Origin of the sequence: Clostridium sp. MCC344 (assembly GCF_018785365.1) — a bacterium.
Classification (GTDB): Bacteria; Bacillota; Clostridia; order Lachnospirales; family Lachnospiraceae; genus Pilosibacter.
On the sequence record NZ_WQPQ01000058.1, the window covers coordinates 378 to 13,586 of the forward strand.

Here is a 13,209-nt window from a genome sequence, read left to right on the forward strand (position 1 = left end):
TTGATTATTGTTAAAAAAGGCACTTATAGGAGAAACATAAAACGTAAAAATCCGGCTCAGGATCTGAACCGGATTTTTGGGAGTATGAAATTTTTATGAAGGTATCACAAATAGTGGTAGGATTATTCTCTGATGTAGGTCTTATCGTTTACAATAATAGTATCGTAGTCCACAATCGTCATATTGCGGGAATTGGAGGAGTCACGATATTTTGTATCACTGGATTTCGCAAAATTGTAGATATGGGTGTCACCGTCGTTGTCATAGTAGAAAGCTGCGATGGAATCTCCTGCACCGACCATGAGCTCGAAGTAATCTTCTCTGTTCTCGTCATTTGTCATGAAGGTTCCGACCATATCCTCGTTTGTGTAGACGGTGGAATCGTCGGAGGAAGTGCTCTGGTTGTTATCAGAAGCGTTGCCGGAGTTATTCTGGCTGTCCATATCTTTCTGGTACTTTAACTGTACAGAGTTGCCGATCATCCAGGCACCGTCCGCATTGACGGTGTAGCCATCCGGAGTTGTTGTATTTGTATAGATATATCCGTTGGAATCGAAGGCATAGCACTCGTAGATCCCGTCCTTATTTCCGTCAAGCCATTTCCACTGGGATACCGGGTAGGAACCATTGTCTTCCTGCCACCACCAGCCGGTCGTGTTCTGAACCCACTGTCCTGCAAAAGCGGTCATTCCCATGGAAGCAGCCATAGCTGCGGTAAGTGCGAGAGTCATAAATTTCTTTTTCATCATGAAACCTCCTGTATTTGATGATTTTGATCCGGTAGAACTGCGGTACCCGTGAATATTACGGACAGTTACAAAATGTGAATGTGAGTATTTTAAAGAGTGCCGGTCAGTTTTCCGTTGGTTTTTATTTCCTTTTGACATATTAAGTATATCAGGGAAATGTGATTAACATGTGAAGACTTTGCGGTGAAACGTGAGGAAAGTGTGGCAGAGGTGAGTCAAAAGAATGGTTTATTTTATGAAAATATAATCAAAAACAGGTGATGCAATTACCGGATCGTAATCGCATCACCTGTGCTTTTTTTGTTATGAAGGACTAGGAAAAATCAGAAGATCATGATTTCTTATCTGCTTCCGGTCCGTAGGTTACGATACCGGATTTATCGGTGCAGTAGTAGTTGTCATCTGCGTCTTTGATGTTTTTCTTGTTCTTCTGGATCGTACCTTTTTCATTGACGAGGTACTGGGCATCTTTGTAAGTTACAACTCCATATTTAGAATCTTCATCAGCAGTCAGACGGAGACCATTTACATAAATGTATCCATCGGAAATACCTGTTTCGCCGACGCCTCTCGGAGAACCGTTGGATCTGAAGCTGAAGGTGTAGGAAGTACCATCAAGGGAGATCGTGGTTGTTCCTGTCTTTGCAGCACCACTGGATTCGAAGTAAACAAGCTTCTGAGTGTTGGAATTCATATTCTTAATAGTATCAACAGAATCTACTTCACCGGAGTAGGAAGTATATTTACCATCTTCATAGTATAAGATCCTGAGACCGGTTACCATCTCACCTTCATTATTGAAGAGGTAGGATTTTCCGTCGATCGTCTTGCACTCTTTTCTTGTAATCTCGCCTTTGGAGTTTGCATAGTACCAATGTGTGGTGTCGCTTTCATGATCACTACTGTTTAAATCCTTCGGCGGAACTGCTTCGAACCAACCAGTATGAAGCTTCGGTTCGTCTTCGTTGCCGTAGTATTTCCAGGTGTCTTTATTGCTGTCATGTACCCAGGAATCCTGTGCAACGCCTCTGTCGTCAAAGGTGTACTTCACGTTGCCGATCGTTTTCTCTGTGCTTACCGTCTTTTTACCGTTGGAAGCAAAGTAGAAGTGGTAAGTCGGCTCTTCATCGTCTTCATTGTCGTCATCTTTTACGCTGATGTATACCCATGCGTTTGTAACGAGGCTTCCGTCGCCTTCTGCGTCACCGTAGTATGTAGCCGTTGCCCAGTCGGAATCATCGGAAATATTCTCACCTGCAGCTGTGATCCAGCCTGTGAGCATTCTTCCATACATATCAAACGCATACTTCTTTCCGCCGATATCAGCGATCTTTACGCTGTCACCGGTCGTGCGGAGCGCACGTCCATTGTTATCGAAGTAGTACCAGCTTGCGTCGCCGACTTTATCGTCGCCCTGCCAGCTCGGGTTCTCAAGGAAGCGCCAGCCGTTCTTTAACATCTGGCCGCCGTTTCTTAAGTAGTAGTAGTTTCCGTTGTCCTCAAGAAGAGTGTTGCGGATCATATAGCCGTCCTCACCGAGGTAATAGGATTCGCCGTTGTCGGTTCTCCATGCGCTTGTCACGTTGTTGCCGTTATTGTCAGTATAGACCCATTCACTGTTTATGGACTTCCAGGCAGCAAAAGAACTGAATGAAGCACCCAGAGCGAGAATTGCGGATGCGGAAAGTACTGCCAGGCAGAAATTTTTCTTTCTCATTTAATTTTCCTCCTCATAGAAATTGTAACAGCAGCCAGATCGTTGTTTTCACGGCTGCTGAAAATTCTCAAATTGTTTACATATTCTATTATACCAGAATTCCGATTTATGACAATGGTATTTTCCCTTCAACTTGTGGTAAATGTGTGGCAGGGGAATTACAAATTGTTTAAGAAAAAAGTACGGATCAAACTTTATGATGAAAGTGATCGATCCGTACGTTTCGTAGTTCCTATTTTATGATTTCAGGTAATCCGACGCGTCCTTTAAGAAGCTTGCGATGATCAGCAGGATCACAAACGCTACCGGAAACGCTGCAATGATGGAGACACTCTGCAGGTTTGCCATGGAGCTGTCGGAAAATACAAGTGCCATGGGCAGCAGGATCAACAGGATCGCCCAGAAGGCTTTTACTGCATTGTGCGGCTCCTCGTCACCGGTGATCTGGCGGTATGTGTAGGAGGAGGCTACAAGGGCGATGGAGTCAAAGCTGGTAGCATAGAAGGCCACCATGGCAACGATTAAAAGCACAAGGACAAACGGTGCAAGCGGCAGTGTCTGGATGATGGCGATGATCGTTGTGTAGAGATCGCTGCCGGCGGCATAGATCGCCATAACGTCTAACTTTCCGCTTACCTGAAGTCCGAGACTGTAGTTTCCTAAAATGATAAAGCTTAAGAATGTAGCGCTGACGCTGCAGGCATATCCGCCGAGGATCGTCTGCCGCACCGTTCTTCCGCGGGAGATGGATCCGATAAAGAACGGAGATGCCACGCACCACACCATCCAGTAGGCCCAGTAGAAGATCGTCCATGTCTGCGGAAAGGAAGTGGTCCGCTGCGGGTCTGTGAAGGTTGCGAGGCCGAGGAAATTCTGAGCAAGATTTCCGACAGCCGCAAAGCCTGTCTCCAGAATATACCGTGTCTCTCCGCCGAGGAACAGCACATATGCGAGCAGGGCAAAGAACAGATACATGCAGGACTTTGCAAGCAGGGAGATCCCCTTCATGCCGTGCAGCAGGGCGTATGTATAAAAGACGCAGGTGACGGCCAGGATCGCGATCGTGATCCATTTCGAGGACGGAAGATGGAACAGGGTCGTGAGGACCTGGGACATTAACGGAGTTGCCAGTGCGAAGGTCGTCGTTGTCCCCGCGAGCAGGGCGAAGAGGGCGAGGAGATCGATCAGTTTTCCCGGGAGTCCATCGACTTTGTTTCCGAGAAGTGCGCGGCATGCCTCAGAGTATTTCTGCTTATGGCATCCGCGGACATGAAGCATGAAGCCGAAGCACACGGCGAGCACCAGGTAGAACGCCCACGGGATCGGACCCCAGTGGAAGAGCGGGTAGGTGCTGGACCAGGTCTGCATAGAGCCCATCTCGGAGATATGCGGGTCGTTGGCGTAGAGGATCCACTCACAGAAGGAGTAGAACAGGATGTCAGCGGCGAGGCCGGAGGTGAACATCATGCTGGCCCACACGAAGAGCGGGTATTTCGGCTTCTCATCCGGCTTTCCGAGGCGGATATTTCCAAACCTGGAGAAAGCCAGAAACAGGGAGAGCAGGAAGACGAAGAGGCCGACTGCCAGGTAGAACAGGCCGAAGGTGTCGCCTAGGATAAAGCGGATCGTGTCGAGAACGCTCTTTGACGCGTCCGGCATCATGATAAAGCAGACGCAGAGCGCCAGGATCGCAAGAAACGGTACGATCACAGTGATCCAGTCGATCCGATCTTTTAATGGTGTTTCGGAATTTTTGGAACTCATAATTTGAAACCTCCTATGATGTTCAAAAATTAAATATTTATCAAGATATTGAACATTATAGCACTGCAGGAGAGAGAATGCAAGGGGGAAATGATATGATTCTGCCACGGCCACTGTATTATACAACATTTTCAGTTCAGAACTTGCCTGCCTCCCTGCACGGGAACAAGGACTCAGCGTCAGTTCGGATCATGGGAGGATGGAATGTTTGAGTTTTGCCCTGCGATCCGGATAAAATTGACCGTCAGGAATGTCACACAGAGTATCCAGCCGAGACCGGAAAAGAGAGCAACCGCGGTGAGCCCCATCTTTCCGATCATGATGGCGGAACAGATCGCACGGAAAATAATGTGTAGGGTTGTTCCGCAGAAGGCGATGACCATGTAACCCTGTCCTTTAAAGTATCCCATGTAAGCACTTCCTGTAAAGCAGAATATATAGAAAACAGAGATCAGCCTTATATAACTATTTCCGTAATAGAGAGCCAGTTTGTCTGAAGAACTCAAAAACAGCCGGAGTGCAGGATCGGAACCAAAGAACATGAAAAGGGAGATCACCACGCAGACCGCCCAGTTTAACATCAGCCCCCAGAATAGACTTTTTTTCACCCGGTCATGATTTCCGGCCCCAAGATTCTGGGAGACCATGACGGAGACCGCATTTCCTCCGCTGTCACCGAAGGAATTCGCGAATCCCTCAATGCGGGTCGCTGCCGTATAGGCGGCGATTCCCGGTGTTCCGAGTGTATTGACACTGCCCTGAACGAGAATCTTTCCGATATACAGGCTGGAGGCCTGAAGCGCCGAGATGAGACCGTAGCGCAGAGTGTGGATCATAAGATCCTTATGAGCTCCAATATCTTCTCTGCGGCAGAGCAGTCCCGGATAAGTATCCCGCAGATACAGAAAACAGCAGATTGCGGAGAAAAACTGTGACAGGATCGTGGCCGCGGCAGCACCGCCGGTTCCAAGTCTCAGAATGCCGATAAGGAGAAAGTCCAGAGCAATGTTCATTGTGATGGCGGCAGCGAGAAAAGACAGGGCAACTCTGGTGTTGCCGATAGACCGCAGGATTCCGGATAAAAGGTTATAAAGACAGGTAAAAGGAAGCCCTGCGAGGATAATGAAAAGGTAGGATTCAGCGTAAGGAATGAGTTCGTCCGGGGTGTGGATCAGGTTTAAGATCGGATTCAGAAAGACGGTACACACACCGCTGATGATAAGGGCGATGATCATGCCGAGAAGAAGGGCGGTGAAGACTTCCTCGCGGTATTTTTTTCTGTCACCGCTTCCGTAGAACTGACCGAGGATTACCGTGATCCCGGCGCAGAAGCCGTCGAGAATGAAGATAAAAAGGTTCATAAGACTGCCGGATATTCCCACAGAGGCAAAGGCGTTGGTGCCGAGAAATCTGCCCACGATCAGTGAGTCGGCAGTGTTGTAAAGCTGTTGTAAAATGTTTCCAAGCAGCAGTGGAACGGCGAGGGTTAAGATCTGCTGTCGGATATTGCCGGAAAGTAAAGAGGTCTGGTTCATGGTTATGTACTCCTGAAATATAATCTTCTGATACCGGATATTCCGCACTGCGTACTCCAAATTCTATGCGCTGCTCCGGCTGGTGCCAAATCTGATGGTTCAGTACCTTCACAGAAATCAGTGTATCACAGAAAATATTAATTGAAAAATGAATAATTAAAAAGTAAAATATAATCAAAATGATATATTTTGAACAGGATAAAATATTTGCAGTAAAGAAAATCGGAGAAAACGGAGATCATTATGACAAAAACGGAGTTGGAGGCATTCCTGGCAGTTCTCCAGTATGGCAGTATCTCAGCAGCGGCAGAACGGCTTTTTATCACACAGCCGGCTATGAGCCGCAGAATGAAATCGATGGAAGAGGAACTGGGATACAGCCTTTTTGAGCGTGGACGCGGTCAGAGAAGCGTGGAACTTACAGAGAATGGAAAAGAATTCGTTCCGGTCGCGGAACGCCTGTTGACACTTTACAGGGAGGCGGAGGAGATACCGAGAAGAAAGAAAAGTCCGCTTCTGCGGGTCAGCACAGTGAACAGCATTGCTTTTTATCTGATGCCGGCTGTATTAAAAAAAATGATGTCCGATCGGGACACCTGCAGCATTGAATTTAAGACGGGGCGTTCTTCTGACATTTATGGGTATGTGGAAAATGGAAGTGTTGATGTGGCTCTGGTCTCGGATTTTTTAAATTCCAGAAGAACAGTTCCGTTCCCTGTGTTCAGGGAGCCGTTTGTGTTTGCCGGTGGTGAGAGCTGGAGAGAAACGGGGCGAGTGACTCCGGATATGCTGGATCCGGAAGAACAGATCCGGCTGCCGTGGAATCCGGAATATGATATCTGGCACAGCCGATGGTTTCCGCCGGATGCAAATCCGAGTCTCACAGCGGATAAGATGGAATTTCTGGAATATTTTCTGAATGGAAAAAAATGGGCGGTGATCCCGCTTCTTGTTGCAAGGCGATTCAAGAGACAAGACGTGTGGATCTGTCCGATGGAAGGCGGACCGGAGGACATGACGATCTATGGACTCACAAAAGAGAACCGGATGGATGATCAGATTCGAAGATTTTTTCAGTGTGTGAGAGAAGAACTGCAGATGATCGATGGGATAGAGTTGTTTTCAGGAAGATAAGAAGAGATCCTGGTCTCTCAGAAAAATTTATAATTAAATTTCAGACAGGAAAAAGGGCCCAGCCATCGGAACATACCCCAGGATTCCGGTGCGGGCCCTTTTTCAAGAGTTACAATTTATAATCCAAAATTGGATCTTACAGGAAGTTCATAAATGTCGTAATAATAAGTGCATTGAAGAAATCGATGAACAGACTTCCTACTAACGGCACTACGAAGTATGCGGTCGGAGCCGGACCATACTTTGCGGTGATCGCCTGCATGTTTGCCATAGCGTTCGGTGTAGCACCCATACCAAATCCACAGAAGCCGGATGTCATAACGGCTGCGTCGTAGCTCTTTCCGAGAAGGTTGAATACTACGAAGTAAGCGAAGAATGCCATGAGAACTGTCTGTGCCGCAAGCATTACGATCATCGGAAGTGCAAGCTCTGCAAGCTGCCATAACTTTAATCCCATCATTGCGAGACCAAGGAATAAGGAAAGAGAGAAGCTTCCGATCGTGCTGATCTCTTCCATCGGCATATCTTTGTGGGTTGCGTCAACAACGTTACGGATGATAGCAGCAACAACCATTGCTCCGATGTAGCTCGGGAATGTCATTAACTTGTTAAGGAATAAAGAAACGATCGTGCCGGCACCGATTGCGATTGCAAGGTATAATGCGCCGTCCAGGAATCTTCTGGAATCGATCGCGCCGGTAACTTCGTTCTTATCAACTTTAACCTCATCACTGCCGGTAGCAGTCTCTGTGGACTTTAAGTTCAGGGAATGGATACGACGGTAAGCGAGCGGTCCGCCGATCACACAGCCGGCAACAAGACCGAAGGTTGCGGATGCGATCGCAACCGCGTTAGCGCCTACGACACCGGCTTCCTCAAGAACCGGTCCGAATGCGCCTGCGGTACCATGTCCGCCGACCATCGGGATGGAACCAACCGCAAGACCAAGTCTCGGGTCGAGATGGAAAGCACCGGCAAGTACAGCGCCAAGACCATTCTGAAGAGCAACCATGATAATGGAAACTAACAGGAATAAGAGTACCTGAACGCCGCCCTTCTTTAAGAGACGGAAACATGCGGTGTAACCAACGCTACAGAAGAATACAGTCATGAAGAAGGACTGTAATGTGTTGTCGAAAGAGATTTCGAGGATCCCTGCGGATCTTAAAATCAGGTGAACAACAGCGTAAACAACGCCGCCGACAACCGGTTCAGGAATACAGTATTTTGTTAAGAATGGGATCTTGCTTACAAGGAAACGTCCAAGAAGCAGAACCAGTGCAGCAACTGCAACTGCTTGATACATGTTGAGCTCGATTTGTAACATAGTTTTTATACCTCCATACCTTTTATGTACAGAGTATAAGCATGTCCCTTCAAAAAACTTCACAAAGTTACAAAAAGTTACAAAAATTACTTAACAAAATTTGTAATTCCTTAACAATATTTTTATACACAACAAGGTAAAATATGTGAAAAATTCCAATATAAGGAATGTGAAGATGGAAAGGGAATTGTTCCGGATGTGGATTTCCGAGGAATGAAGAGACGCATCAGAAATAGAAAAAACCAGGTACGATCCGTTTTTGCGGAAGATGTACCTGGATCATGAAAAACTATCGTTCGGCTTCCAGCATCAGCCCGTCGATGAACTTTTTGATGCTGACCTTGCCGCCGGATGTGCGTTTTCCCCGGAGATAGTCCATCTCCGCTTTTACGTCCTCGAAGGAGAATAAAGTTCCGGAGTAGAGAGTGTAGGTCTCGTTCATGAAATCCTCGATCCCCATGTGGGCAATGTTGGACATTCCGGCCGCGATCGTCCTGCGGACGCGCTGCTCCATGTTTTTCGGCGAGTCGCTGACAGCCTCACACATCTGGGCAACGCTCAGGTTGGAGACTGGAATGTGGTTGTCGTGGAGATATTCGCAGATCTTTATGATATCCGGGCATCCTTTTTCGCCGGACATGCCGATGCGGTTTAAGATGTACTTTAATTTCCGGCCGTAGTTGTCGGCTTTCGGCTTGTCATCTTTGGCAGGATGTTCGATCTCGTTCATGAACATGCGGCGGATGTTTGCGAGTGTACGTTCGTTGGTGATCTGCTGTTCTACATTTTTTAAGACGGAACGGACTTCAATGAGATTGATCGGTTTGCTGATAAAGAAGTCGACTCCCGCGCTGTAGGCTTTGCTGATCAGCTCTTTGGCAGATACCTGGGAGATCATGATGCACTTGATCGAGGTGTTGACGGCGCGCAGTTCCTTTACGAATTCTACACCGTCCTTAACGGGCATGAAAAAGTCAACGAGGATGACATCCGGCTTGGCGCGCAGCACGTCTGCGAGATTTGCCGGTTCCCCGCCGCAGTCTCCGCAGATTTCCCCGAGATCCTGTGTCTCGATGATGTCCTCTAAAATATTGATGACGGACAGATCATCCTCTACAATATAGATTCTCATAATGTTTCCTCCACAAGGGAAGTGGCCGGAATCGTGATGGTGAAGGTGGTTCCGATCCCCTGCTCCGATTCAACGTCGATGCTTCCTTTAAATTGTTCTTCCACAGTCATTTTTACGCCATAGAGGCCGACACCGCGGAAAATGTTTCCTGTTTTCTGGTCAAATTTTGTCGAGTAGCCCATCTTGAAGATGTTCGGAAGATGACGGGGGGAGATTCCCGGACCATCATCGGTGACGCGGAAAACATAATTTCCGTCGGTCAGATGTTCCTCAATGTAGATCATTCCGAATTTCCGGTCAGATTCGATCGCCTCGATGGCGTTATTCACGAGATTTTTGAGAACGGCCATCAGCTCATAGTGTTCTTCGGTCATAAAATTATCGGAACACTGGAATTCCAGCTGAATATGGACATTCTTATTTTCCAGAATATGGTAAGTTGTGTCTTCCAGGATCTTTAAGATATCCTGAAAGCTCATCTGCTTTTCGTCATATTCTTCGGAAATTTCTTCCTCGATGCCCTGGATGATGCGGATATAATCCTTTTTGATCTCGTGGACATCGCGGGCGATAGCAAGAGACATATGTTTCATGTCTTCTGGCACATCCATTTCATTTAATTTCTCATACAATTTATATGCGTTTGCCATAACGGATTCGATCTCTTCAGAATTTTTCCGCATGAAGTAGATCTCATTTTTCAGTCCTGTTGTCATAAGGAAAAGACGGCGGTAACGGTTCTCGTGCTCTTCGTTTTTTAAGAGTGTCCGGTAGTGACCTTCCGCCATCAGGATCAGACCGGCAAGAAAGGTACGGAACAGTGCGATCAGGAAGAGATATCCTGCCTTGTCCGGAGTCATGGAGTGTGACATACTCTCGGAAATGCACAGTTCTACCAGGTTGGAACCGAAATCAGCAAAAAAAACGGCCGGAAACAGGCGGCTGTAGGAGACGGTATGTTTTCCCGGGACCATGGCTACGAAAATAATACCGTAGCAGAAATAGAAGATCGCATTCGGAAAAACACTTTTCGCTGAGACGAGGAGACTGGTCCCGCTGTGGAGCGCCGGAAACAGGCGGAAGAAGAACACGATGACTGCGGTCACAGCGCAGGTGAGCGGTGTGGAAAGACTTTTTCCAAGTGTCATCAGGAGAACGGGCAGTATGATCACGGAAGAAGAGATCCGGAAATTATTTATAAAGATATTCCAGTAAAGCTGGGACACGAGAGCAACGATCAGTCCGATCAGGATCATTCGCCGGATATCGCGCGTCCGCATATTATTTGTCATAAAGCCATTCTCCTTTTCAGAATTCGAAGCAGATGGAATCATCATCCTATATCTTATTATAATACGTTATTGTTAAAGAAAAGTCAATGAGACGGTCAGGAGTTGCTTCGCGGAGCGCGGACCGAAGCACGGAAAGAGCTGAAAACGGGGGACAGGGAGCTGCTGCAGGCGGCAATGACTAAGATTTTTATGGGGTCAGGTTCAAAAAAATAAAAAAACAGAAGCAAAACTTTATTTTATAAGTTGAAATATTGGTTTTAATGAATTATAATAAGTGCTCAGGGAAAAGATAATCTGAAATATATCGTTGAATCATGAGGAGGAAACTGACATGAAACCATATCGCGAAATGTCAAAACAGGAACTTGCGTCTTTAAAGGAGCAGCTGGAAGCGCTGTATAAGGAGTATCAGGGAAAAAATCTCAGCCTGAATATGGCGCGGGGAAAGCCATGCAAAGAGCAGCTGGACCTTTCTCTTCCTATGATGGACGTTTTAAACAGCAGCAGTGATTATATGACATCGGACGGTGATGTGAGAAACTACGGAGTCCTGACCGGGATCCAGGAGGCGAAAGAGCTCATGGGTGCGATGATGGACTCGCCGGCCGAGAATATCGTGATGTACGGAAACGCGAGTCTGACACTGATGTTCGATACCGTGAGCCGTTCCTGGACGCACGGGGTATGCGGAAGTACGCCGTGGTGCAGACTTGACAAGGTGAAATTCCTCTGCCCGGTCCCGGGATATGACAGACATTTCGCGATCACGGAATACTTCGGGATCGAGATGATCAACATTCCGATGACAGGTGAAGGTCCGGATATGGATCTTGTTGAAAAATATGTAAATAATGACGAGAGTGTGAAGGGAATCTGGTGCGTTCCGCTTTATGCGAACCCGAGCGGTGAGTCTTACTCAGATGAGACTGTGAGAAGATTTGCAAACCTGAAACCGGCTGCGAAAGATTTCCGTATCTACTGGGACAACGCATACTGTGTTCATCATCTGCACCCGGATCACCCGGATCATGTCCTCGACATTCTTTCTGAGTGTGAAAAAGCAGGAAATCCGGACATGGTATATAAATTCGGTTCGACTTCAAAGATCAGCTTCCCAGGCTCCGGAATCTCCGCGATCGCTACTTCAAAGGCAAATATCGATGCGCTGAAGAAGCAGATGAATGTCCAGATGATCAGCCATGACAAGATCAACCAGCTCCGTCATGTCCGCTTCTTTAAAAATATCGATGGTTTAAAAGCGCAGATGGCTAAGCACGCTGAGATCCTCAGACCAAAATTTGAGGCAGTCGATGAGATCTTAAATAAGGAACTTGGCGGTCTGGAGATCGGGAAGTGGACAAAACCGAACGGCGGATATTTTGTCTCCTTCGACTCTCTTGACGGATGCGCGAAAGCGATCGTTGCGAAGTGCAAAGAGGCCGGTGTTGTGATGACCGGTGCCGGAGCGACTTACCCATACGGAAAAGATCCGCACGACTCCAATATCAGGATCGCGCCGTCCTTCCCATCCCTGGATGACCTCAGACAGGCGGCAGAGATCTTCTGCGTGTGCGTAAAACTTGTGAGTGTTGAGAAGCTGCTCGCAGAATAAAACGTCGTAACTGTTCAGCAGCCGGATACCTACAGGAACCTCCCACGGAGCTTCCATTCGGATGCATGGCAAGTTACGAGCAAAATCCATTCCAAATCGCTTTAAAAGAAGGTTACAGTACACGGGCACTCCATGCCCGCGCCCTGTAACAGGATTTTGCCGATGCTTCGCATTCCGAATCGGCAAAATCCGCAACCATAACGGTATCATACGGAATTTTCAGTTCAGAAAATTCCTACCCGTGAAAAGTAACAAAAGAAGGACTGACAGCTAGAAATTCGGCTGTCAGTCCTTTACTTTTTTGCGTTGGTATACTAAAATGAAAAAGACTATCGAATATGATAGGGAAATCCTGAAAAAATCGGAGGAACGTTTTGAAAACGATGATTCCGGAAAAGGACGGAAATATTTATGAATGAAAAAAATGAGAAGCCGGAGAGCGGACAGAAAACGGGGACAAAAAAGTCCGGTCTCGCCAGGGAAGGGATCGCTTATCTGATCTTCGGAGTCCTGACGACGGTGATCGACTACGCGATCTCGAATCTTCTATATTATATGTGGAAGATGGATCCGGTCCCGGCCCAGACGATCGCCTGGGTGGCAGCCGTATTGTTCGCATTTGTGACGAACAAATGGTGGGTGTTTGAAAGCCACACCTTAAACCCGGCGAAGGTATGGAAGGAATTTGTCTCGTTCATTTTATGCCGGATCGCGACATTTTTATTTAACCTGGCAGCGCTGTTTATCATGGTGGATCTCATGAAGATGGAGTTTTTCATCTGCAAGCTGCTGATCTCCGTGGTGGTCGTTGTTCTGAATTATGTGTTCAGCAAGATCCTGATCTTTACAGGAGATAAAAAGAAATGATCTACGATGTCTGCCCGGCGGATGTTGGGAGTATGAAAAAGCAAAAATGATTACAGGCTGATGAAGCCGGAGGAGTTTTT

At 47.1% G+C, this 13,209-nt stretch carries 10 protein-coding genes; 3 read left to right on the forward strand and 7 right to left on the reverse strand.

Annotation, left to right across the window (positions count from 1 at the left end):
- Positions 1-122 precede the first annotated feature (122 nt).
- The 4 genes from GPK90_RS13470 to GPK90_RS13485 form a co-directional block, all read right to left on the reverse strand.
- A complete protein-coding gene (locus GPK90_RS13470; RefSeq protein ID WP_215703208.1) occupies positions 123-749 on the reverse strand; it encodes a hypothetical protein in 627 nt (208 codons plus the stop codon).
- Between the two features lie 331 nt (positions 750-1,080).
- Entirely contained in the window at positions 1,081-2,466 is a 1,386-nt protein-coding gene (locus GPK90_RS13475; protein ID WP_215703209.1) for a PspC-like choline-binding domain-containing protein, read from the reverse strand.
- Between the two features lie 237 nt (positions 2,467-2,703).
- Positions 2,704-4,230: a BCCT family transporter gene (locus GPK90_RS13480; RefSeq protein ID WP_215703210.1), complete on the reverse strand. Its 1,527-nt coding sequence runs from the start codon at positions 4,228-4,230 to the stop codon at positions 2,704-2,706.
- Between the two features lie 179 nt (positions 4,231-4,409).
- Positions 4,410-5,765 carry an MATE family efflux transporter gene (locus tag GPK90_RS13485; RefSeq protein ID WP_215703211.1) on the reverse strand — a complete coding sequence of 452 codons (1,356 nt, stop codon included), beginning with the start codon at positions 5,763-5,765 and terminating at the stop codon, positions 4,410-4,412.
- Between the two features lie 243 nt (positions 5,766-6,008).
- Between GPK90_RS13485 and GPK90_RS13490 the strand changes: the two genes are divergently transcribed.
- Complete coding sequence (locus GPK90_RS13490; protein WP_215703212.1) at positions 6,009-6,899, forward strand: LysR family transcriptional regulator; 891 nt, start codon at positions 6,009-6,011, stop codon at positions 6,897-6,899.
- 136 nt (positions 6,900-7,035) lie between these two features.
- Here GPK90_RS13490 and gltS read toward each other — a convergent pair whose 3' ends face one another.
- From gltS to GPK90_RS13505, 3 genes are all read right to left on the reverse strand, one after another.
- On the reverse strand, positions 7,036-8,226 hold the full coding sequence (gene gltS / locus GPK90_RS13495; protein WP_215703213.1) for a sodium/glutamate symporter: 1,191 nt from the start codon (positions 8,224-8,226) through the stop codon (positions 7,036-7,038).
- Positions 8,227-8,515: 289 nt separating this feature from the next.
- Positions 8,516-9,358: a response regulator gene (locus tag GPK90_RS13500; RefSeq protein WP_142412291.1), complete on the reverse strand. Its 843-nt coding sequence runs from the start codon at positions 9,356-9,358 to the stop codon at positions 8,516-8,518.
- Positions 9,355-10,650 (reverse strand): ATP-binding protein, encoded by a 1,296-nt coding sequence (locus GPK90_RS13505; RefSeq protein WP_215703214.1) that lies wholly within the window; start codon positions 10,648-10,650, stop codon positions 9,355-9,357. Before GPK90_RS13505 ends, GPK90_RS13500 begins: the two co-directional genes overlap by 4 nt.
- 331 nt (positions 10,651-10,981) lie before the next feature.
- On the opposite strand from GPK90_RS13505, the gene GPK90_RS13510 reads away from it, so the two are divergent.
- Both GPK90_RS13510 and GPK90_RS13515 read left to right on the forward strand, forming a co-directional pair.
- Positions 10,982-12,262, forward strand: coding sequence for an aspartate aminotransferase type Ic (locus GPK90_RS13510; RefSeq protein ID WP_118650879.1), 1,281 nt, complete (start codon positions 10,982-10,984; stop codon positions 12,260-12,262).
- Positions 12,263-12,673: 411 nt separating this feature from the next.
- Complete coding sequence (locus GPK90_RS13515; protein WP_215703215.1) at positions 12,674-13,129, forward strand: GtrA family protein; 456 nt, start codon at positions 12,674-12,676, stop codon at positions 13,127-13,129.
- Positions 13,130-13,209 lie beyond the last annotated feature (80 nt).

Coding starts and splice junctions, on each gene's coding strand:
- GPK90_RS13470 (WP_215703208.1), bottom strand. CDS start 749: ATGATGAAAAAGAAATTTATGACTCTCGCACTTACCGCAGCTATGGCT.
- GPK90_RS13475 (WP_215703209.1), bottom strand. CDS start 2,466: ATGAGAAAGAAAAATTTCTGCCTGGCAGTACTTTCCGCATCCGCAATT.
- GPK90_RS13480 (WP_215703210.1), bottom strand. CDS start 4,230: ATGAGTTCCAAAAATTCCGAAACACCATTAAAAGATCGGATCGACTGG.
- GPK90_RS13485 (WP_215703211.1), bottom strand. CDS start 5,765: ATGAACCAGACCTCTTTACTTTCCGGCAATATCCGACAGCAGATCTTA.
- GPK90_RS13490 (WP_215703212.1), top strand. CDS start 6,009: ATGACAAAAACGGAGTTGGAGGCATTCCTGGCAGTTCTCCAGTATGGC.
- gltS (WP_215703213.1), bottom strand. CDS start 8,226: ATGTTACAAATCGAGCTCAACATGTATCAAGCAGTTGCAGTTGCTGCA.
- GPK90_RS13500 (WP_142412291.1), bottom strand. CDS start 9,358: ATGAGAATCTATATTGTAGAGGATGATCTGTCCGTCATCAATATTTTA.
- GPK90_RS13505 (WP_215703214.1), bottom strand. CDS start 10,650: ATGACAAATAATATGCGGACGCGCGATATCCGGCGAATGATCCTGATC.
- GPK90_RS13510 (WP_118650879.1), top strand. CDS start 10,982: ATGAAACCATATCGCGAAATGTCAAAACAGGAACTTGCGTCTTTAAAG.
- GPK90_RS13515 (WP_215703215.1), top strand. CDS start 12,674: ATGAATGAAAAAAATGAGAAGCCGGAGAGCGGACAGAAAACGGGGACA.